The following is a 21,202-nucleotide window of genomic DNA, read 5'->3' on the forward strand; positions in this document are numbered from 1 at the left end:
GGTTCTTTCGTCGTACGCGGCCGCCCCGCCCCGTCGTTGTCGGTGGGGACCGCTACGGTCTGCCCCGTGGACACAACAGGGGGCGACAGCGAGCCGGACGCAACGGTCCGCACGGGGGCCGGCACGCGCACCGAGGACTCGGCGACGGTCCGGCGCGCGGCCCTGGACCATGTGCTGGCCCTCGTCGCGGACGCTCCCTGGAGCGGGAGTCTGATGCTGCGCGGCAGCATGGTCATGCCGGCATGGGTGGGCGACGCCGCGCGCGAGCCCGCCGACCTCGACTGGGTGGTCCTGAAGGACGCCGTCGGGGTGGATCCGCTGGACCCGTACCCCTACGTCGACCGGCTCGACACCGTGCAGCAGTGGCCCGAGGCCGCCGACGGTGCCGCCCGGTACGAGATGTGGACGGACGAGGAGTTCGACACCGACGGCCGGCGACCGGTCCTTCCGCCCGAAGGACTGTCCTGGCTGTACGACGAGGACGCCAGGGACACCGGCCTCCCGTACCTGGACCTCCTCGAGCGGATCGCCGAGCGCCCGCGGGCCGCCCCCGGTGTGCTCCTCGACGCGGCGAACGCGCGCGTGGACGGCGCGTGGACGTACGCGTACGACGACACGCCCGGTGTACGGCTGCTCGTCCCCTGGCACGCGGACGGCCTGAGTCCCGGCGAGGTACAGCTGGACTTCGCCGGGGACGAACGGCTCCCCGAACCGCCGGTGTGGACGCCGATACCCCGCGCCGACGGCGGACGTCCCACGGCGGTACGGACCGCGAGCCGGGAACTGTCCCTGGCCTGGAAGCTGCTGTGGCTGCACACCGACAGCCGGGACGGCGGCCGGGCGCGGGGCAAGGACCTGTACGACGCGGTGCTCCTCGCCGAGTCGGAGGGCACGAAGCTGCCGCCCCGGCTGCTGCGGGCCGTGTTCCGAGGCACGGCGGCCGTGGCGGAGGACGCGCTGTGCCCGGCCGCGCCCCTGCGCTGGGACGTGGACTGGGACGGCTTCCGGCAGGAGCATCCCTGGGTGCGGGGGACGGAACGGGAGTGGCTTCGCCGGCTCTCCCGGGCACTGCGACCGCTCGTCGGGTGACACCGGGCCGCCGGGTGCGGCCGTCACCGAGAGGTCTGCGGCCGGACGCCGTCGGCGCGCTGTGCCCGGCAGGAAAATCGGTACGCGCCGACTGATCCTCTTCCTAGACTCGCTCATGCATCGCGCGCCGCACGGACACCACCGCGGCGCGCTCCATGAGGTGTGGGACATGAGGGGAGCCGGGCCGTGCGTGACCGTACCGCCGTCGTCGTTCCCCCTTCGCGGACCGAGGTGATCCTCGTGTCCTCGTCCCTCCGGTGCCCGCTGCGCGGCCGGCACCGGATGCCCGTGACGCCCCGCTGACACCCCGGCCGCCCGCCCGGCACATGTGCCCGGCCGCCGCCGCACCCTGCTGTCCCCTCGGCGTACGGGACATCGCGCTGCCCTTGTGAACGACATCTTCCGAAAGGCACCGGGCCGTGCGCACCGACCTCACCACCCCTCTCGCCACCGTCCGCAACCTCGGCATCCTCGCCCACGTCGACGCCGGCAAGACCACCGTCACCGAGCGGATCCTGTACGCGACGGGCACCACCCACAAGCGGGGCGAGGTGCACGACGGCACCACCGTCACCGACTTCGACCCGCAGGAACGCGACCGCGGCATCACGATCTTCGCCGCCGCGGTGAGCTGCGCCTGGGACGGACACCGCGTCAACCTCATCGACACCCCCGGCCATGTCGACTTCGCCGACGAGGTCGAGCGGTCGCTGCGCGTCCTCGACGGGGCGATCGCCGTGTTCGACGCCGTCGCCGGGGTCGAGCCGCAGAGCGAGTCGGTGTGGCGGCAGGCCGACCGGCACGGCGTACCGAGGATCGCGTTCGTCAACAAGCTGGACCGCGCCGGCGCCGACCTCGACCGGGCCGTCGACTCGATCAGGGAACGCCTCCACCCGGCCCCGCTCGTCGTCCAGTTGCCGATCGGGGCCGAGGACGGGTTCAGGGGAGTGGTGGACCTGGTCGGCATGCGCTCCCTCATCTGGGCGGACGGCGACGGTACGGCCGTCGAAGGGCCGGTGCCGCAGGAACTGCGGGAGGAGGCGGCACGGCGGCGCAGGGCACTGGAGGAAGCGGTGGCCGCACTGCATCCGGCCGCCCTGGAGGAGTTCTGCGACCGGGAGACGCTCTCCGCCGCGACCCTCGCCGCCACCCTGCGCGACCTCACCCGCAGCGGAGACGGCGTGGTCGTCCTGTGCGGCTCCGCCTACCGCAACCGCGGCATCGAACCACTGCTGGACGCGGTGGTGGCCTACCTGCCGTCGCCGCTCGACGTGCCCGCCGTGCGCGGTGTCCACGAGGGCACCGGGCAGCCGCGGGCCGCCGATCCCGAAGCACCGTTCGCGGCACTGGTGTTCAAGGTGAACGCGAGCGCCACCGGACGGCTGACCTACGTGCGCGTCTATTCGGGCACGATCGAGAAGGGGGACACCGTGTGGGACCCGGGCACCGGACGTACCGAGCGCGTGGCGCGGATCCTGCGTGTCACGGCGGACCGGCACGCCCGGCTCGACCGGGCGGTCGCCGGTGACATCGTCGCGCTGGCGGGCGTGAAGTCGGCCCGGACCGGCTCCACGCTGTGCGACCCCGCCGCCCCGCTGCTCCTGGAGCCGCCCGTGTCCGCCGAGCCCGTGGTGTCCGTGGCGGTCAAGGCGCGGCGCGCCACGGACACCGGCCGGCTGGCGACGGCGCTGGCGCGGCTCGCGGAGGAGGACCCCTCGCTGCTCGTGCGCACCGACGCCGAGACCGGGCAGACCGTGCTGTCCGGGATGGGCGAACTCCACCTGGAGGTCGCGGTGGAGAAGATCCGCCGCGACGGGGGACCGGAGGTCACCGTGGGCCGTCCCCGGGTCGCCTACCGCGAGACCGTCGTCGGCTCGGTGACCGGGTTCGTGTTCCGGCATGTCAAACAGGACGGCGGGGCCGGGCAGTTCGCCCATGTCGTGCTCGACGTGGAACCGCTCGGCCCGGAACCGGGCGGCACCGGCTTCGAGTTCCGTTCCGCCGTCGTCGGCGGGCGGGTGCCGCAGGAGTACGTGCGCGCGGTCGAGACCGGATGCCGGGACGCCCTCGCCGAGGGTCCGCTCGGCGGGCACCCGGTGACCGGCCTGCGGGTCACGCTCACCGACGGCTCCACGCACGTGAAGGACTCCTCCGACACGGCCTTCCGCACCGCGGGCCGGCTCGGTCTCCGCGAGGCCCTGCGCGCCTGCGCGACGGCCCTGCTCGAACCGGTCGCCGAGGTCACGGTGACCGTGCCGGAGGACGCGCTCGGCGGTGTGCTCGGGGACCTGGCCGCCCGGCGCGGGCGCGTCGGCGGCTCCGGGACGCGCGGCGGCGCGGCGGCGGTGACCGCGACGGTGCCGCTGGCGGAACTGTTCGGCTACGCGACCCGGCTGCGCAGCCGGACCAGGGGCCGGGGCACCTTCACGACCCGGCCCGCCGGCTACGCCCTGGCCCCGGCGCCAGGACCGGTACGGGGCCGGTGAGCGAGGCGGCGACCGGCGCGGCGCCGGCGGTCCGTGCCACGAGCCCACGGGTTCGCGGCACGGACCGCCCGTCGTCCCCGCCCGCCCACAGGGTGGTGCCAGGTACAGGTCCCTTCGGCAATCAGGTGCAGTCCGCGTGCGCCGGTCCCCCGGCATCGTCGTAGCCATGCGGAAGAGACAGCGGTGCGCAGCACAGGCAGGGATCTACTCGGTGGTCGCCTTCGTCGCGGCCGGAGTGCTGGGAGCCGTGCAGCCGGCCACCGGAATCCCTGATGAGGTCCTGCAGTTGACCCAGTTCGGGCCGGCGCTGGGCGTGGCCGCGGTGGCCCTGCTGTGGCCGTCCCGGACCAGGCGGCTGCTCGCCGGGACGCCAGGACGTGCGGTCCGCCGGTGGTGGCCGCTGCTCCTCACTGCACCGGTGCCGATCCTTGTGTCGGCGGTCTCCTACGCCCTCCTCACCGGTACCGCCCACACCACCGACCCACGCACCCTGCACCACTCCTTCCTCCTGATCGTGCTCGCCCAGCTCCTCGGCGCCTGCGGTGAGGAGATCGGCTGGCGCTGCCTGCTGCAGCCTGTGCTGCGCCTCCGCTTCGGTCCGCTCACCGCGTCGGCGGCCGTCGGGACGGTGTGGGGGCTGTGGCACGTCCAGGTACTGACGCGGAGCCCGGCCTACGCGGCCGGCTTCCTGCTGGCCACGGTCGCCATGTCCGTCGTCCTGGGCCTGGCCCTGGAGGAGGAGACGGGAGGCCGCCGCCTGCTGCTCGCCGGTGGCTTCCACGCCCTGGTCAACCTCGGAATGCTGCTGTTCATGGACGAGGAGACCGGCAGGGCGGCGCCCATGGTGCTGTTCGGGCTCGCCTGCGCCGTGGCGGCGGTGCCGTGGGTGTGGCGGTCCGGGCGGCGGTCGGTTGTTACGATCCCGGCGACTGCGGGGTGAGTGAGACAGGTGTACGGGGCGGGGTTGTTCGGTGGCCGTGCCGGCGGTGAGGGGCCGGCGCCCGGCCGTGGTCGCTCGCCGCGACCGAGCGACGGCGGATCATGACGCCGGCCGGGACGGACGCGGCCCAGCGCTTTTGGCGCGGTGACTGGGCCGCCCTGGGCCAGTGCCAGGTCATCTGGCTGACGGCCTTCCTGGCGTCCGGTGCCGGGTTGCTGGTGGGCGCGGCCCTGGTGCTGCTGCCCCTGGGGCCCGGCCTGCGGCTGCTGCCTCCGGCGGCGTCGGTCCTGCGCCGCGTGGCCGACCGCCACCGTGCCCGCGCGGCCCGCCGCACCGGCCGCCCCCTCAGCCCGCCCGACCCACTCCCCACGGGCACCACGGCCCGTCGGCGCGGCGCCGCGCTCCTCGGAGACGACGGTTTCCGGCACGACCTGCGCTGGGCCTGGCTGGAGCCGTGCACGGGCGGGCTGCTGGCGTCGGTGCCGCTCGCGCTGGTCGAGTACGGGGCGTTCGGCGTGTTCGTCCAGCCGTTCGTGTGGCGCCGGCTGGGCGAGGGCAACTGGTACGCCTTCGTTCCCGTCACCTCGGTGCCCACGATGGTGGCGGCCCTGCTGCTGGGGCTGGTCTTCATGGCGGCGGGCCTGCGCCTGGCACCGGGCGTGACCCTGCTGCACGCCCGCGTCACCCGCCGTCTGCTGTCCGCGCCGCGCTCCACCGAACTGGCCCGGCGGGTGGCCCGGCTGACCGACACCCGGGCCGCCGCCCTGGACGTGCACGCGGCCGAACTCACCCGCATCGGACGGGATCTGCACGACGGCGCCCAGGCACGGCTGGTGGCTCTGGGGCTCGCCCTGGACGAGGCGATCCGCCTGCTGCACACCGACCTCGACGGCGCTCGCGCCCTCCTCGGCGACGTCCGCGCCACCTCCGAACGCGCCCTGCAGGATCTGCGCGACCTCGCCCACGGTGTCCACCCCCCGGTCCTGGCCGACCGGGGCCTGGCCGACGCGGTCCGCTCCCTGGCCCTGGACAGCCACCTGGACGTCGAGGTGGACGTTAGCCTGCCGGCGGCCCGGCTGCCCGCCCCCGTCGAGTCGGCCGCCTACTTCGCGGTCGGTGAACTCCTCGCCAACGCGGCCAAGCACGCGGGCGCGAGCCGGGTGGACATCTCACTCGCGCACGCTGACGAGACCCTGCGCGTCGACCTCACCGACGACGGCCACGGCGGCGCGGACCCGGCCGCCGGGACCGGACTGCTGGGCGTCCGGCGCCGGTTGGGTACCTTCGACGGCACGCTCGCCCTGCACAGCCCGCCGGGCGGACCGACCACCGTGACCCTGGAGATCCCGTGCGCGTCGTCCTCGCCGAAGACCTCTTCCTCCTCCGCGACGGCCTGACCCGCACCCTGCGCGAACACGGCTGCGAGGTCGTCGCCTCGGTCGACAACGGCCCCGCGCTGGCACGGGCCCTGGAGGTGACCGACCTCGACGTGGCGGTCGTCGACATCCGCCTGCCACCGACCCATACCGACGAGGGCCTGAAGGCGGCGCTCGCCGCCCGCCGTGCCCGGCCCGCCCTGCCCGTGCTGATCCTCTCCCAGTACGTCGAGCAGCTCTACGCACACGAGCTGCTCGCCTCCGGCGAGGGCGCCGTCGGCTACCTGCTCAAGGAGCGTGTCACCCACACCGCCCAGTTCATCGACGCCCTGCGCACGGTCGCCTCCGGCGGCACGGTGATGGATCCCCAGGTCATCGCCAAGCTCCTGACCCGCAGCGAGAAGCGAGGCCGCATCGGCTCCCTGACTCCGCGCGAGCACGACGTCCTCGCCCTGATGGCCGAGGGCCGCTCCAACACGGCGATCGCCCAGGCTCTGCACGTCAGCGAGAGCGCGGTGGCGAAACACATCGCGTCGATCTTCGGCAAACTGGGCATAGCGCAGTCGCCGGAGGCCAACCGGCGCGTGCTGGCGGTCCTGGCGTTCTTGAAGGGGTAGGAACGCAACGCGGCCTCGCCCGCACCGCCGTGTTCTCCCTCCTCACGTCAGGACGACGCATCCCCGCCGCTCCAGTTCGGCCAGCGTCCGCGGGGAGGGTTCGCAGGGATTCCAGCGCAGGTCCAGCTTCTCCAGCGAGGCCATGTCGACGACCCATTCCGGCAGCGAGACGAGACGGTTGCTCCGCACGTCGAGTTGCCGCAGCCGGGGCAGGCCGGCCAGCGCTTCCGGGAGTTCGGCGAGGGCGTTCTCCCGCAGGTCCAGGTGGCGCAGTTCGTGCAGGCGGGCCGTGGACGGCGGCAGGCTCTCGACCGCGTTGCCCCGGAGCCAGAGTTCGCGCAGGGCGCCGAGGCCTCCGATGGCGTCGGGCAGCGTGGTCAGCCGGTTGTGCTGCGCCCGGAGTTCGATCAGCGCGGTCATGCGGCCGATCGCGTCGGGAAGGGCGGTGAGGGCGTTCTCGCCGACGTTGAGGTAGCGCAGCCGCGTCAGGCCGCCGAGGGCGGCCGGGATCTCGGACAACTCGTTGTCGTGCAGGTAGAGGCAGCCGCTGAGCCGGGTCAGGTCGCCCAGCTCGTCGGGTACCGCGGTGAGACGGTTGTGGCCGAGGTCCAGGGTGGTCAGCCGGCGCAGCCGCCCGATCCCGGACGGGAGATCCGTGAGCCCGTTGTCCGCGAGGATCAGCACCTGGAGTTCCGTCCGCCGCCAGACCGACTCGGGCACGTCGCCCAGCTGTTGACGCCATAGGTTCAGTACGTGCCGCATGGCCCCATCCTTTCCTCGGTGGGGCGGCGATGCCAGTCCCCACTGATGTCCGGGCCCGATCGGTACCGGAGTTCCGTGCCCGACCGGACTGACGGACACTGTCTGCCGAGCCGGGCGACAGGCCCGTGTACGCCCCGGTCACGCCAACCGCCCCTGCACCGCTGCCCGCCATGCGGGCGACGGCGCCTGATCCGGCGCCGGGCGGGGGCGGCGGCCGCCCGTGGCGAAGAACGCGGCCAGCGGAAGGACCGCGGCGCCCACCGTCACCGCGTCCGGGCCGAGCCGGCCCAGCTCGATGCCCACCCGGGACGCGGGGTGGCGCAGCGCCTGCGCCAGGGCGTGCTCGCGGACCCGGTCCAGGAAGCCGCCGCCGAGCTGCAGACCCGCCCAGCCGCCGATCAGGACCCGTTCGGGCTGGAAGAGGTTGATCAGGTCGGACAGGCCCGCGCCGAGATACGCGGCGGTCTCGGTGAGGACGGCCTCGGCCACCGGGTCGGGCGCCCCGCCGTCGGCGGGGCGGGCCGCGGCGAGCAACTCGGTCAGCGCACGCTCCTCGCCGGCCCCGGCCGACGGCCGTCCACCCGCCTCCCGCCAGCGCGCCACGAGCGCCTCCGCGCCCGCGTACGCCTCCAGGCAGCCGCGCGCCCCGCACCGGCACCGGCGCCCCCCGACCCGCACGGTCAGGTGTCCCCATTCCACCGCCCGCCCCTCGGCCGCCTCCTCGGTGACCACACAGGCGCCCACGCCCGAACCGAAGAGCACCACGACGGCGTTGCGCGCGCCGCGCCCCGCACCGAACCACATCTCGGCCTGTCCCAGCGCCTTGGCGCCGTTGTCGACGAAGTACGGGACGTACGCGGGCAGCCGGACCGAGGAGCGCAGCAGCCGTTCCAGGGGGACCGCGTCCCAGCCGATGGTCTGCCCGTGGACGACGGCCCCGTCCTCTGCGGTGGTCTCGATGATGCCGGGTACGCCGATGCCGACGCCGAGCAGATCGGCGGGGGCGAGGCCGGCCGCGCGCAGGACCTCGGCGACGCCGTCCGCGACATGGCCGACGACGGCGTCCACCTCGTACCCGCGCGGCCCCAACGGGCGTTCGGCGCGGGCCAGTTCACTCAGACCAAGGTCGAACAGCTCCACCCGTACCCGGGTCTCGCCGATGTCCACCCCGATCAGCCGGCCGCTCTCCCGGCGGACCCGCAGCAGCCGGCGCGGCCTGCCGACGTCCGCGCCGACCACCCCCGCCTCCTCCACCAGGCCGTCGGCGAGCAGCTCGGCGACGACGTTGCTGACGGAACCCGAACTCAGACCGGTCGCCGGGCCCAGCGCGTGCCGGCTCATCGGCCCATCGACATACAACCGTTGCAGAACGGCGCTCCGGCTCTCCCGCCGCAGGTCACGCACCGTGCGGCCGCTCAGCCCTGCCACCTGGCCTCCCATTTTTCCGCGGTTTTCCGGCCCTGCGGACCGTTTGCCGCTGCCGTATCCCTTGACGTCCGTTTCTCTTGAGGTTTAACTCACGTCCTAAATTAAGCCATGAGGGGGTCGCGTGGGCCGAACGGGGTGTCGGCTCACGTCAGCGGCCCCCGGCCTTCTCGACTCCCGGAAAGGGACACCAGGAGCCATGCGCAGCATCCGAGCCGCGGCCGTAGGCGCCGTGACCTTGTCTCTCGCCCTCGCGGCCACGGCCTGCGGAGGCGGTTCGTCCAACGGCAGCGGGTCCAACGACTCACCGAAGACGCTCACGTACTGGGCCTCCAACCAGGGCGCCAGCATCGCCGTCGACAAGCAGGTCCTCCAGCCCGAACTCGACAAGTTCGAGAAGCAGACCGGGATCAAGGTGAAGCTGGAGGTCGTGCCCTGGTCCGACCTGCTCAACCGCATCCTCACGGCGACCACCTCCGGTCAGGGCCCGGACGTGCTGAACATCGGCAACACCTGGAGCGCCTCGCTGCAGGCGACCGGCGCGCTCGAGGCGTGGGACGCGAAGAACTTCGCGAAGATCGGCGGCAAGGACCGGTTCGTGCAGTCGGCGCTGGGCTCCACCGGCGCCTCGGGCAAGGACCCGGCCGCCGTGCCGCTGTACTCGATGTCGTACGCGCTCTACTACAACAAGAAGATCTTCGCCGAGGCCGGGATCTCCAGGCCGCCCGCCACCTGGGACGAGCTGATCGCCGACGGCAAGAAGATCAAGGTCGAGGGCAAGTCGGTGCTCGGCGCCGAGGGCGCGAACGTGTCGGAGAACATCCACCACGTCTTCGTCTTCGCCAAGCAGCACGGCGCCGACTTCTTCACCGCCGACGGCAAGCCCGACTTCACCAACCCCAAGGTGGTCGAGGCGGTCAAGCAGTACGTCGACCTCATGGCCAAGGACAAGGTCATCCCGACCGGCGACGCCGAGTACGCGCAGAACCAGTCCGTCAGCGACTTCGCCAAGGGCAAGCAGGCCATGCTGCTGTGGCAGTCCGCCGCCGCCAACCTCAAGTCCCAGGGGATGAGCGAGGACGACTACGGCGTCGCCCCCGTGCCCGTACAGTCCGGCACCCCCGGCACCGGCGCCCAGACCAACTCGATGGTCGCCGGCATCAACATCGCCGTCTTCAAGAACAGCCACAACCTGGACGGCGCCACGAAGTTCGTGAAGTTCATGACCAGCGACGAGGAACAGAAGATCCTCAACAAGGCCTACACCTCCATCCCGCCGGTCAAGGCCGCGCAGAGCGACGCCGCGTTCAACGCCCCCGCCACCTCGGTGCTGAAGAACACCCTCGCCACCAGCGCCGCCGCGCTGCCCCAGGTGGCCGCCGAGTCGCAGTTCGAGACGGCGGTCGGCACGGCCGTCAAGGAGCTGTTCGCCGACGCCGCCGCCGGACGCGCGATCTCCGCCGACTCGGTCAAGGCCAAGCTGGAGAAGGCCCAGCAGCAGATGCCGAAGGCGTGACCAGGACCATGACCACCACCGCTCTGAAGGAGCCGGTGCGTCAGACGTCCCCCGGTGCGGCGCGCGACAACCGCCGCCGCACCGGGCGGATCCGCCGCATCGGACTGCCGTACCTGCTGCTCCTGCCCGCCCTGTTCCTCGAACTCCTCGTCCACCTGGTGCCGATGGTCATCGGCATCGTGATGAGCTTCAAGGAACTCACCCAGTTCTACATCCGCGACTGGGGGACCGCCCCCTGGTCGGGTCTCGACAACTACAAGGTGTCGGTGGACTTCGACGCCCCCGTCGGCGAGGCCCTGCTGCACTCCTTCTTCGTCACCGTCGGCTTCACCCTGCTGTCGGTCGGCCTGTGCTGGCTCATCGGCACGGCCGCCGCGATCTGCATGCAGGACACCTTCCGCGGCCGCGGACTGCTGCGCGCGCTGTTCCTGGTGCCGTACGCGCTGCCCGTCTACGCGGCCGTCATCACCTGGGTGTTCATGTTCCAGCACGACAACGGTCTGGTGAACCACGTCCTGCACGACCAGCTGCACCTCACCGACAAGCCCTCCTTCTGGCTCATCGGCGACAACAGCTTCTACGCCCTGCTGACCGTGTCGGTCTGGAAGGGCTGGCCGTTCGCCTTCCTCATCGTGATGGCCGGACTGCAGAACATCCCGAAGGAGCTGTACGAGGCCGCCGCGCTGGACGGCGCCGGGATATGGCAGCAGATCCGCCGCATCACCCTGCCGTCGCTGCGCCCCGTCAACCAGGTCCTGGTCCTGGTGCTGTTCCTGTGGACGTTCAACGACTTCAACACCCCGTACGTCCTGTTCGGCAAGGCCGCCCCGGAGGCCGCCGACCTCATCTCGGTGCACATCTACCAAGCCTCCTTCGTCACCTGGAACTTCGGCACCGGCTCGGCGATGTCCGTGCTGCTGCTGCTCTTCCTGCTGGTCGTGACCGGTGTGTACCTGCTGTTCACCTCCCGCGGACGGAAGGCCGTCGATGTCTAGCCCCCACTCGCCGATGGCGCCGCCCCGTTCGTTCCAGTGGTCGCGGCGGATCTTCCTCACCCTGCTCACCGGTTTCGTGCTGATCCCGGTGTACGTGATGGTCTCCAGCTCGCTGAAGCCGCTCGCGGACGTCACCGGCAAGTTCCGCTGGCTGCCCAGCGGCCTGACGATCCGTCCGTACATCGACATCTGGTCGACGGTCCCGCTCGCCGAGTACTTCATGAACTCGCTGATCGTGGCCGGCGCGGCGACCGTCTGCTCGGTCGTCATCGCCGTGTTCGCCGCGTACGCCGTCAGCCGCTACGAGTTCCGCGGCAAGCGGGTCTTCACCGTCACCGTGCTGTCCACGCAGATGTTTCCCGGCATCCTCTTCCTCCTGCCGCTGTTCCTGATCTACGTCAACATCGGCAACGCCACCGGCATCGCCCTGTTCGGCTCCCGCGGCGGCCTGATCCTGACGTACCTGACGTTCTCGCTGCCGTTCTCCATCTGGATGCTGATCGGCTACTTCGACTCGGTGCCGCGCGACCTGGACGAGGCGGCACTGGTGGACGGCTGCGGCCCGCTCGGCGCCCTGCTGCGGATCGTCGTGCCGGCCGCGATCCCCGGCATCGTCGCGGTCGCCGTCTACGCCTTCATGACCGCGTGGGGAGAAGTGCTCTTCGCGTCCGTCATGACCAATGACACCACCCGCACGCTCGCCGTCGGCCTGCAGGGCTACTCCACCCTCAACGACGTCTACTGGAACCAGATCATGGCCGCCTCGCTCGTCGTGAGCGTGCCCGTGGTCGCGGGCTTCCTGCTCCTGCAGCGCTATCTCGTCGCCGGTCTGACGGCAGGCGCCGTCAAGTGAACAACACCCCGCACTCCGAGAGGACTTCCGTGTCCGAACGCATCGACCTCGCCGCACTCCCGCACGACTTCCTGTGGGGCACGGCCACAGCGGCGTACCAGATCGAGGGCGCCGTCGCCGAGGACGGCCGTACCCCCTCGATCTGGGACACCTTCTCCCACACCCCGGGGAAGATCGCGAACGACGACAACGGCGACGTCGCCTGCGACCACTACCACCGCTGGCGCGAGGACATCGGCCTGATGCGGCAACTCGGCGTCAACGCCTACCGGTTGTCGGTGGCCTGGCCGCGCGTGATGCCCGGCGGGACGGGCCCGGTGAACCCCAAGGGGCTCGCCTTCTACGACGAGTTGGTGGACACCCTGCTCGAGGCGGAGATCACCCCCTCCGCCACCCTCTACCACTGGGACCTGCCGCAGGTGCTCCAGGACCGCGGCGGCTGGCCCGAGCGGGACACCGCCCTCGCGTTCGCCGAGTACGCCTCCGCCGTCGCCGACCGCCTCGGTGACCGCGTGAAGCTCTGGGCGACCCTCAACGAACCCTCGTGCTCGGCCTGGATCGGCCACCTGGAGGGCACGATGGCCCCCGGCTGGACCGACCTGACCGCCGCCGTGCGCTCCTCCTACCACCTGCTCCTCGGCCACGGCCTCGCCACCCGGGCGATCCGCGCCGCCGCCCCCGACGCGCAGGTCGGCATCGTCAACAACCTCTCCACCGTGCACGCGGCCACCGGCCGCCCCGAGGACCTGGCGGCCGCCCGCCGGCACGACGGCCACGTCAATCGCTGGTGGCTCGACCCGGTGCACGGCCGCGGTTTCCCCGTCGACATGCGTGAGGTCTACGGCGTCGAACTCCCCGAACAGCCCGGCGACCTGGAGACGATCGCCGCCCCGCTGGACTGGCTGGGACTGAACTACTACTTCCCGGCCTATGTCGCCGACGACCCCGACGGCCCGGCGCCGTACGTCCGCTCGGTCCGCCGCGAGGGCGTCGCGCGCACCGGCATGGACTGGGAGATCGACGCCTCCGGCATCGAGACGCTGCTGCTGCGGCTCACCGAGGAGTACGGCGCCCGGAAGATCTACGTCACCGAGAACGGCTCCGCCTTCCCGGACGTGGTACGCCCCGACGGCAGCATCGACGACCCCGAGCGCCAGGACTACCTGGAGCGCCACCTCGCCGCCTGCGCCTCCGCCACCCGCAAGGGGGCCCCGCTGGCCGGCTACTTCGCCTGGTCCCTGCTGGACAACTTCGAGTGGGCCTACGGCTACGACAAGCGTTTCGGCCTGGTCCACGTCGACTACCGCACCCAGGTGCGCACGATCAAGGGCAGCGGGCACCGGTACGCGGACATCGTCCGCGTCCACCGCGGCCAGAACCGCCGGGCGGCCTGAGGCCGGCCGATCACGCCGGGCCGGCCGGGCCCGGCCGCACACTCCGGGCCGCCTGAGCCGGCCCGGAACGCCGGTGGGCACGAGCGGGGGAGCCCGTGCCCACCGGCCGCACGCGCCCCTCTGTATGTCATGTACGTGACACATGCTTGCGCGCCGTCGGTGCGCGACCGACCGGCGCGCCACAGATCAGGAAGTGCACCTCCACCCCACAAGGAGAGCCGCATGCCCGCCCGCACCCGTACCTCCCGCACCCTGCTCGCCGCCCTGGCCGCCACAGCCCTGCTGTGCTCCGGCCCGCTCCTGGCCGCCCCCGCCTCCGCGGCCCCCGCCGCCGTTGCCTGGGACACCGACCGGGCGGCCGCCGCCTACGCGGTGGACCCGGCCGCCGTCACCGCGTCCGGCAGCGAGAACCCCGGCACCGGCCCGGGCCTCGCCTTCGACGGCAACGGCGCCACCCGGTGGTCCAGCAACTTCGCCGACGACGCCTGGATCCGCGTCGACCTCGGCTCCGTGATCCGCGTCGACCGCGTCGTCCTCGACTGGGAGGCCGCCTACGGCAAGCGCTACGTCCTGGAGGCCTCGAAGAACGGCACCGACTGGACGCCCTTCTACACCGAGACCGCCGGCACGGGCGGCTCGGTCACGGCGCACACCTACCCCCAGGAGGTCACCGGCCGCTACGTCCGCCTGCGCGGCCTGGAACGCGCCACGCCCTACGGCTACTCGCTGTGGAACATCAAGGTCTACGGCGGCGAACCCGCGCCGGCGTCGACGGCCCGCACCAACCTGGCCCTCAACCACCCGGCGTACTCCAACCTCTACCAGCACGCGGGGAACTCACCGGCGTTCGTGACGGACGGCGGCTGGCCCGCCGACCTCAAGGGCGACGCGACCCGCTGGTCCAGCGACTGGAACGCGGACCGCTGGGTCTCCGTCGACCTCGGCGCACCCTCGACGATCGACACGGTGGACCTGTACTGGGAGGCCGCCTACGCCGTCGACTACCTCCTCCAGGTGTCGGACGACAACCGCACCTGGCGCACGGTCTACCAGCCGTCGGCCGCCGACATCGCCGCCCGCCGCGCCAACGTCAAGGCACCCGGCGAGGCCACCGGCCTGCACGACACCGTCAGGCTGCCCTCTCCGGCGACCGGCCGCTACGTCCGCATGCTCGGCAAGGAACGCCGTTCCTTCTACAACCCGGCCCCGGCCACCGCCCAGTTCGGCTACTCCCTCTACGAGTTCCAGGTCTGGGGCACCGGCGGCAGCGCCGCGGCCGCCTATCCGTCCCTCCCCGCCGACCAGCCGGGCGCCTACCGCACCACGTTCTTCGACGACTTCACCGGCGCCGGGCTCGACCGCTCCAAGTGGCGCGTCGTGCGCACCGGCACCGAGATGGGACCGGTCAACGGCGAATCGCAGGCGTACGTCGACTCCACGGACAACATCCGCACGCAGAACGGCAGCCTGGTCCTGAAGGCGAAGTACTGCAAAAGCTGCACCCGGGCGGGCGGCGGAACCTACGACTTCACGTCGGGCCGCATCGACACGAACACGAAGTTCGACTTCACGTACGGCAAGGTCAGTGCCCGCATGAAGCTGCCGGTGGGCGACGGCTTCTGGCCCGCCTTCTGGCTGCTGGGCAGCAACGTCGACGACCCCTCCGTGTCCTGGCCGGCCTCCGGCGAGACCGACATCATGGAGAACATCGGCTACGGCGACTGGACCAGCTCGGCCCTGCACGGCCCCGGCTACTCGGCGGACGGCAACATCGGCGCACGCCAGACGTACGCGGGCGGCGGCACGGCCGACCAATGGCACACCTACGCGGTCGAGTGGACCCCGACGGCCATGCGCTTCTACGTCGACGACCGCCTGGTCCAGGAGACGACCCGCAACAAGCTGGAATCGACCCGTGGCCAGTGGGTCTACGACCACAACCAGTACGTCATCCTCAACCTCGCCCTCGGTGGTGCCTACCCGGCCGGCTGGAACAAGGTCACGAGCCCCTACTGGGGCCTGCCGCAGTCCAGCGTCGACCGGATCGCGGGCGGGGGAGTGCAGGCGGAGGTGGACTGGGTGCGGGTGGAACAGAAGGGCTGACCCGACCTCCCGCGAGGCCCGAACGGACCGGCACCTCATGAGTAGCCCTCCCGTTCGGGCCGTACCCCGGAGGACGGCGCACTGCGTGCCCGTCACATGGCCATGCGCCTTTCCCTGAATCTTCACAGCAGGTAAGCGGTGCACAACGGAAGCGGTATAAGTTTTCCGTCAGCGGGTTGCTACCTTGGCGAAGCACCGGATCATCCGCGCGGGGGAAGGGATCCTGCCATGGCATGGGACGAGTGGGAACAGCTCAAGGCCCAGGCGGCCGGGCGGGGGGAGACCCGCATGCGCCTCAACCACGTGCCGCCGGACGGCGGGGGCGGCGGAGGTTCCGGGGACCTGGTGGTGCACCAGGACGATCTGGGCGCCGTGGGCCACGAGGCCCACATCATCTACGACGATGTGAAGAGCCAGGCCGACATCGCCGCTGCCGGGTCCGGCAACGGTTCGACCGGCTCGACCATGCAGGCCGCCGCTACTTTGAAGTCACACGGCTTTCAGACCGGCAGCGCTTTGGAGACGACCGTCGACACGTGGACCTTGCAGGTCAAAGCCGTCCTTCAGGCATGTGCGCACATCTCCGACCATCTGGACTACACCCAGAAGCGGCACGCGGAGGACGACGCCAAGATCGGTGCCGTGCTCCGTGGCCGTGACGGCTCAGCCACGTCCGTGTCGCAGCTCAACGAGTACTTCAAGTAGGAGAACCGCTGATGGCTCTCACTTTCACGGACCTGGTCGAGGTCGACCTCGGCAAGCTCGCGAACGCCGTGTCGGACTGGAAGAAGGCCGTCGACGGCCTGAAGAAGTCGGCGGAGAGTGCTCGTACGGGATTACAGGCCAAGTCGGACTCCGCGCGGTGGACCGGCGTGAACGCCACGGTGACAAGGGAGTTCGTGGCAAAGACGGCCAAGGAGATCTCCGACCTCCACACCGAGGCCAACAGCATCTTCCAGGTTCTCGAGGACGGACACGCCGAACTCGAGTTGCCGCAGAAGCAGATGAAGACCGCCGTCCACGACGATGCCGCGAATCTCGGCATTCGTGTCGAGGACATCGGCGGCGGCAGGGTCCGGTGCTTCTTCCCCCACGTGCGCGGGGACACCGACGAGCGCACGCAGGATCAGCTGCACAAGAGGCAGGAGTTGGAGGACCGGATCAACCGGATCCTCGCCCATGCCGCCGAGATTGATGCCTCGGTCGCTCGCGCACTCGCCAAGAGCCATGGCAACGATCCCTACAACGCGGGCCACAGCAAGTACGAATCCCTCAACGACGCCGAGGTCGAGCGCGCCGTCGAACTGGCACGGCGGGGCGACAAGATGTCCGACGCGGAGCTGCGCGAACTCAACGAACTCCTGCGATTCAACTCCGCTGAGAAGGACGGGGAGTTCGCGACCGAGTTCTATCAGGGACTCGGCGGGCCGGAGAAGACCCTCCAGTTCTACGCCGCGATGTCGATCGACGGCACCGGCGGTGACGCGAGCAACACCCGGCTCGACGCAGTGCAGGACCTGCAGAAGTACATGGGGTACACGCTCGCCAACGCCACGGATCCGGACCACAAGCACCATCTGTCCAACGACTGGGGCGCGCAGTTCCGGCATCTGGGCACCCAGCAGATCGGGTGGGAACGGGGGCAGTGGAACAAGCCGTACGGCTACCAGGTACTCGGCGGTCTGCTGCGCTATGGCAACTACGACTCCCGGTTTCTCAACCCCATCGCGGAGCACATCACCCAGCTCCACAAGAAGGACCCTTATTTCTTCCTGTCGAACAAGCCGACGGGTAATCCGGACACGTACGGTTTCAACCCCTCCGGCCGGCTCGGCACAGGCAACGAACCGCTCAACAGCGTTCTCGAGGCGCTGGGGCACAGCCCCGAGGCGGCGGAGAAGTTCTTCAGCCAGCCGCCTACCGCGTACAACGAGGACGGCACGGTCAAGAAGGACGGCAAGCTGGGCTTCGACTCGTACGTCGACCTGTTCACCGACAAGGACTTCGAGTGGACGGCGGATACGAACAGCGCGAACATTCTGGCTGACGAGGACAAGACCAAGACGATCATGGGCTACGGCCCTGACGCCCTCGGCCACGCCTTGGAGGCGGCGACCACCAGTCTGCCTTATGGAAGCGACGCCGTGTCGCCGCCGCACTCCAAGGAGGCGGCTGACATCTTCCACCAACTCGTCGAGCGCTACGGCGCCGACCCCAAGGACCTGGACGATTCGCCCCTGCGGGACAGCCTTGGAAACATCACCGCGGACTATATGCGCGATGTTCAGGGGGCGTTCATGGGGGACGGGGGGACCGTGGTGGGGACTCACGGGGCCAGCGCACATCTGGGGGACTTCGATGTCGCGGACAATCCTGAGGGACTCTCGCCCGGTGCACTCAAAAACTTCCTCGGCGCGGTCGGGAAGGATCCGGACGCCTACGGTGCCATCGTCACCTCCCAGGAATCAGTGACGACGGACCTCGTCAACGACGCGTTCCACAACGCGGACAAGTACAAAGAGCTGGCTCCGGAGATCGCCAACCGTGTCAACCCAGGCGGCGAGATCGCCGGCATCATGGCGGAATCTCGTACACAGGCGGTCGTTGACGAGAAGCTCGCCGACGACGCCAAGTTCAACGAAGGCGTCGCGACGGCAGACAAATGGGCCGGACGTATCATCGGAATGGGCATCGGCAAGATTCCGGTGGGCGGCGAAGTGGCCGGCTGGGTCGTGGAGGACATCCAGGAATCGGTCGTCGAGAACTTCACCCGGGATTCGAGCGAAGAAGCCCTGAAGGACCGGGATGCGTTCCTCGAACAGCAGCAGACCAGCTCGGCGCAGGCCATCTACGACGCCACGTACACCGCGGCCAAGGAAGCCGGCTACGACGACGTCAATGCGCAGAGTCAGGCCACGGCGGCCAGGCGGGAGATCTTGGACTCCTATGGCCTGGGACGACAGAGAGCAGGGAAATAGCCGCTCATGAATGCGACTGAAGTACGGAGCCGCCGGTTCGGCCTGTGGATCGCTCTGGCCGCCGTCGGAGTCCTCGCCGTGGTCGGTGTGGTGGCATGGCAGGTGTGGCCGTCCGAAGACTCCGATGTCGCAGTACCGGCGCGTGTCTGCGACAACGCCCTTCCCGGCGCTGATGTGAAGGCTCTCCTGCCGGAAAAGGGAAAGCAGTTCTCGCAGTGGCGCACCGGTGTCTTCAACCCGGAGGAGCCGTACACCAGGAAGGCGCCCGGTACCTGCAAGGTGTACGGCGGCGGCAAGGCGGTGAGGATCGAACACAGCCTCTACTCCGGCGCGGATTACACCATGAAGGACGTAGCTCGCGATGCGCGTGCGGCAGGCGCCACTCGGATCACGCTCGGTGCGGCCGAGGGATTCCACAAGGGGGACACCACCTCCCTCTTCGCCGACTGTTCCCCCGGGCAGGAGCAAGGCAAGGCAGTGGTGGAGGTCGATGTCACGTATCAGAAGACGTCCGACCGAGCGGTGATCCAGAGGATGGCTTCGCTCGCCGCCGACACCCTGCGACTGGAGGCCCGGAAACTGTGGGATTGCGACGGCGCGGACAGCCTGCCTGACGGCACTCCGCAGCTCGGCTGAGCGGACAAGGCGAGAGGGGCCGGCAGGTATCACCGGCCCCACCGAGTGCGGGGCGGCGTGGAATCCGGGGCCTTCCTGCGCGTGGGCTGCGGGTCACCGGCAGGCGGGTCCCGGCCGCTGTGTCGGTGAGCGCTGGGGTGAGGGCTGAGTTCTTCGACGACTTCACCGGCGCCGGGCTCGACCGCTCCAAACGGCGGGTCGTGCGCACCGGCACCGAGATGGGTGGTGCACGGGCTCCGGGCGAGGCGGGCCCGGAGCCCGTGGTGGAATCAGAAGCGAGGCGCTCCCGGTACCGGCTGCGGCGTGGGGATGGCGGGGTGGGTCACGCTCGGGTTCCGGCGGCCGGATGTCCTGCAGGTGACGTCCTTGGCCGGAAGCCTTCCAGTGCCCAGGTAGGCGTTGACCGTGCGATCGGCGCACGAGCGCGGGTCGCCGGAGTAGACGCCGTGGCCCTCGCCGCCCGCGACATAGACCATGCGGGAGCCCTTCAGAGCGTGATGCATGCCGAGGCCGCTGGTCAGCGGTGTCTGCGAATCCCACTGGTTCTGGACGGTGAGCAGTCCGACCTTGTTGTCCACCGTCGTGACGGGCTCGACCGCCTCGGACCAGAACGCGCAGGGCGTGATGTTGGAGCCGAAGTCGCCGTACACCGGGTACGTGGCCTTGTCCCGGATCGCCTCCCTCCGGTACTGCTCCGGGTCGCGCGGCCAGGCCGCCGTGTCGCCGCAGACCACGCTCCAGAAGGCGGCGGAGCCGTTGTCCGCCGGCACTCGTGCGCCGGGAGCCGCGGAGCGGCGCTGTCGCTGCCCGGAATCCGGGGCGGCCGAGCGCGGCGAGGCCGGTCGCCTGCCGTCAGCGGCCTTCTTCAACTCGACGACGGTGTCCGCCGCGCTCTCGGGGCTGAAGAACTCGGGGCGCAGCGCGGCACGGATGTCGTCCCCGGTGAGCTTCCCGCCGTCGTACGTGATCGGCTTGCGGTCGGCCCGGGCGATCAGGTCCCAGAACGTGGTCTTCACCTCGGCCGGTGTGTCGCCGAGCTTGTAGGTGCGGTGGCGCTGGGCGGTCCACTTCGTCCAGCGGGTGAAGGCCGGTTCGGTGCCCTCCGCCCATACCTGGATCATGCCGCGCCAGACCCGGGCGGGATCGACCGCGCTGTCCAGCACGAAGCGATCGGCCCGTGCGGGGAACATCTGCGTGTAGACGGCGCCCAGGTAGGTGCCGTACGAGTAGCCCAGGTAGGAGATCTTCTTCTCGCCCAGCACGGCGCGGATGACGTCCATGTCCCGGGCGGTGTTGCGGGTGGTGATGTGCGCGAGCTTGTCGCCGTTCTTGGCGCGGCACTTCTCGGCGACGGTCCTGGCCCACTTGACGACATGGTTGAACTTCTGCGCCCGGTAGGGATGTTCGATGTTCTGCTCGCCGGTCGTCAGCCCGCAGCTGACCGGGCTGCTGCGCCCTACGCCGCGTGGGTCGAATCCGACGAGGTCGTACTGTTCGCGGACCTTGGCGGGCAGCACGTCCCGCATCATGACCGGCATGTCGAGGCCTTCGCCGCCCGGGCCGCCGGGGTTGAAGAGGAGCACGCCGTGCCGCTTGCCGGGAGTGCTGGTCTTCATGCGTGAGACGGCCAGCTCGATCGTCTTGGCGGCGGGGCGGCTGTAGTCGAGCGGGACCTTGATCGTGGCGCACTGGTAGGTGGCGGGCAGGGACGTGTCGCACCGGTGCCACGCGGGCTTCTGGTGCTCGAATCTCTTCATCGGCTCTGCCGCGGATGCCTGCGCCGGAGCGAGAGCGGGGACCAGCGTCGACATGATCCCCACCGCGAGCAAGGGCGCCATGCGTCCTATCCGCACGATTGCCGTTCCTTTCGATCAACTTGTCGGAGGGAACGACGATTTCGCATCTGCTCATCAAGGCGAATCCACCTGCGGATCGGTCCTGCTGCTACTCCAGGCGGACAGAGAAAGAGACTTGCGGAGGAGAACCCGGCCGGGCCGATCTCCGTCCGCGCCCACAGGTGATGGTGATGGTG

At 70.6% G+C, this 21,202-nt stretch carries 16 protein-coding genes; 13 read left to right on the forward strand and 3 right to left on the reverse strand.

The window, feature by feature from the left end; translation table 11 throughout:
• Nucleotides 1-66: 66 nt before the first annotated feature.
• The 5 genes from ACZ5CW_RS17110 (at nucleotide 67) to ACZ5CW_RS17130 (ending at nucleotide 6,508) form a co-directional block, all read left to right on the forward strand.
• Nucleotides 67-1,089: a nucleotidyl transferase AbiEii/AbiGii toxin family protein gene (locus ACZ5CW_RS17110; RefSeq protein ID WP_468601945.1), complete on the forward strand. Its 1,023-nt coding sequence runs from the start codon at nucleotides 67-69 to the stop codon at nucleotides 1,087-1,089.
• A gap of 419 nt (nucleotides 1,090-1,508) precedes the next feature.
• On the forward strand, nucleotides 1,509-3,575 hold the full coding sequence (gene fusA / locus ACZ5CW_RS17115; protein ID WP_468601947.1) for an elongation factor G: 2,067 nt from the start codon (nucleotides 1,509-1,511) through the stop codon (nucleotides 3,573-3,575).
• Nucleotides 3,576-3,741: 166 nt separating this feature from the next.
• The gene (locus tag ACZ5CW_RS17120) at nucleotides 3,742-4,515 is read left to right on the forward strand and encodes a CPBP family intramembrane glutamic endopeptidase (protein ID WP_468601949.1); all 774 of its coding nucleotides are present in this window, start codon (nucleotides 3,742-3,744) and stop codon (nucleotides 4,513-4,515) included.
• A gap of 101 nt (nucleotides 4,516-4,616) precedes the next feature.
• Complete coding sequence (locus ACZ5CW_RS17125) at nucleotides 4,617-5,912, forward strand: sensor histidine kinase (RefSeq protein WP_468601951.1); 1,296 nt, start codon at nucleotides 4,617-4,619, stop codon at nucleotides 5,910-5,912.
• Complete coding sequence (locus ACZ5CW_RS17130) at nucleotides 5,864-6,508, forward strand: response regulator transcription factor (RefSeq protein ID WP_468601953.1); 645 nt, start codon at nucleotides 5,864-5,866, stop codon at nucleotides 6,506-6,508. Before ACZ5CW_RS17125 ends, ACZ5CW_RS17130 begins: the two co-directional genes overlap by 49 nt.
• A gap of 42 nt (nucleotides 6,509-6,550) precedes the next feature.
• Here the strand turns inward: ACZ5CW_RS17130 and ACZ5CW_RS17135 are convergent, their stop codons facing one another.
• Together ACZ5CW_RS17135 and ACZ5CW_RS17140 are read right to left on the reverse strand one after the other, a co-directional pair.
• Nucleotides 6,551-7,270 carry a leucine-rich repeat domain-containing protein gene (locus tag ACZ5CW_RS17135; RefSeq protein ID WP_468601955.1) on the reverse strand — a complete coding sequence of 240 codons (720 nt, stop codon included), beginning with the start codon at nucleotides 7,268-7,270 and terminating at the stop codon, nucleotides 6,551-6,553.
• Between the two features lie 138 nt (nucleotides 7,271-7,408).
• Nucleotides 7,409-8,698 carry an ROK family transcriptional regulator gene (locus ACZ5CW_RS17140; RefSeq protein ID WP_468601957.1) on the reverse strand — a complete coding sequence of 430 codons (1,290 nt, stop codon included), beginning with the start codon at nucleotides 8,696-8,698 and terminating at the stop codon, nucleotides 7,409-7,411.
• Between the two features lie 196 nt (nucleotides 8,699-8,894).
• Between ACZ5CW_RS17140 and ACZ5CW_RS17145 the strand changes: the two genes are divergently transcribed.
• The 8 genes from ACZ5CW_RS17145 to ACZ5CW_RS17180 all read left to right on the forward strand — a co-directional run bounded on the left by ACZ5CW_RS17145 (nucleotide 8,895) and on the right by ACZ5CW_RS17180 (nucleotide 19,170).
• A complete protein-coding gene (locus ACZ5CW_RS17145; protein ID WP_468601959.1) occupies nucleotides 8,895-10,211 on the forward strand; it encodes an ABC transporter substrate-binding protein in 1,317 nt (438 codons plus the stop codon).
• An 8-nt stretch (nucleotides 10,212-10,219) separates the two neighbouring features.
• A complete protein-coding gene (locus ACZ5CW_RS17150) occupies nucleotides 10,220-11,206 on the forward strand; it encodes a carbohydrate ABC transporter permease (RefSeq protein ID WP_468601961.1) in 987 nt (328 codons plus the stop codon).
• Nucleotides 11,207-11,219: 13 nt separating this feature from the next.
• The gene (locus tag ACZ5CW_RS17155; RefSeq protein WP_468602080.1) at nucleotides 11,220-12,059 is read left to right on the forward strand and encodes a carbohydrate ABC transporter permease; all 840 of its coding nucleotides are present in this window, start codon (nucleotides 11,220-11,222) and stop codon (nucleotides 12,057-12,059) included.
• Between the two features lie 29 nt (nucleotides 12,060-12,088).
• A complete protein-coding gene (locus ACZ5CW_RS17160; protein ID WP_468601964.1) occupies nucleotides 12,089-13,453 on the forward strand; it encodes a GH1 family beta-glucosidase in 1,365 nt (454 codons plus the stop codon).
• A 222-nt stretch (nucleotides 13,454-13,675) separates the two neighbouring features.
• Nucleotides 13,676-15,556 carry a discoidin domain-containing protein gene (locus tag ACZ5CW_RS17165; RefSeq protein WP_468601966.1) on the forward strand — a complete coding sequence of 627 codons (1,881 nt, stop codon included), beginning with the start codon at nucleotides 13,676-13,678 and terminating at the stop codon, nucleotides 15,554-15,556.
• A gap of 228 nt (nucleotides 15,557-15,784) precedes the next feature.
• A complete protein-coding gene (locus ACZ5CW_RS17170; RefSeq protein WP_468601968.1) occupies nucleotides 15,785-16,261 on the forward strand; it encodes a hypothetical protein in 477 nt (158 codons plus the stop codon).
• Nucleotides 16,262-16,272: 11 nt separating this feature from the next.
• A complete protein-coding gene (locus ACZ5CW_RS17175; RefSeq protein WP_468601970.1) occupies nucleotides 16,273-18,534 on the forward strand; it encodes a hypothetical protein in 2,262 nt (753 codons plus the stop codon).
• Between the two features lie 78 nt (nucleotides 18,535-18,612).
• A complete protein-coding gene (locus tag ACZ5CW_RS17180; RefSeq protein ID WP_468601972.1) occupies nucleotides 18,613-19,170 on the forward strand; it encodes a hypothetical protein in 558 nt (185 codons plus the stop codon).
• Between the two features lie 269 nt (nucleotides 19,171-19,439).
• Here ACZ5CW_RS17180 and ACZ5CW_RS17185 read toward each other — a convergent pair whose 3' ends face one another.
• Entirely contained in the window at nucleotides 19,440-21,023 is a 1,584-nt protein-coding gene (locus ACZ5CW_RS17185; protein ID WP_468601974.1) for an alpha/beta fold hydrolase, read from the reverse strand.
• Nucleotides 21,024-21,202: the final 179 nt, after the last annotated feature.

Source organism: Streptomyces sp. NPDC031379 (assembly GCF_055569615.1).

Bases quoted from the DNA above. Each gene is read 5' to 3' on its own strand.
- ACZ5CW_RS17120 (WP_468601949.1), top strand. From the start codon at position 3,742: ATGCGGAAGAGACAGCGGTGCGCAGCACAGGCAGGGATCTACTCGGTG.
- ACZ5CW_RS17125 (WP_468601951.1), top strand. From the start codon at position 4,617: ATGACGCCGGCCGGGACGGACGCGGCCCAGCGCTTTTGGCGCGGTGAC.
- ACZ5CW_RS17135 (WP_468601955.1), bottom strand. From the start codon at position 7,270: ATGCGGCACGTACTGAACCTATGGCGTCAACAGCTGGGCGACGTGCCC.
- ACZ5CW_RS17145 (WP_468601959.1), top strand. From the start codon at position 8,895: ATGCGCAGCATCCGAGCCGCGGCCGTAGGCGCCGTGACCTTGTCTCTC.
- ACZ5CW_RS17150 (WP_468601961.1), top strand. From the start codon at position 10,220: ATGACCACCACCGCTCTGAAGGAGCCGGTGCGTCAGACGTCCCCCGGT.
- ACZ5CW_RS17155 (WP_468602080.1), top strand. From the start codon at position 11,220: ATGGCGCCGCCCCGTTCGTTCCAGTGGTCGCGGCGGATCTTCCTCACC.
- ACZ5CW_RS17165 (WP_468601966.1), top strand. From the start codon at position 13,676: ATGCCCGCCCGCACCCGTACCTCCCGCACCCTGCTCGCCGCCCTGGCC.
- ACZ5CW_RS17170 (WP_468601968.1), top strand. From the start codon at position 15,785: ATGGCATGGGACGAGTGGGAACAGCTCAAGGCCCAGGCGGCCGGGCGG.
- ACZ5CW_RS17175 (WP_468601970.1), top strand. From the start codon at position 16,273: ATGGCTCTCACTTTCACGGACCTGGTCGAGGTCGACCTCGGCAAGCTC.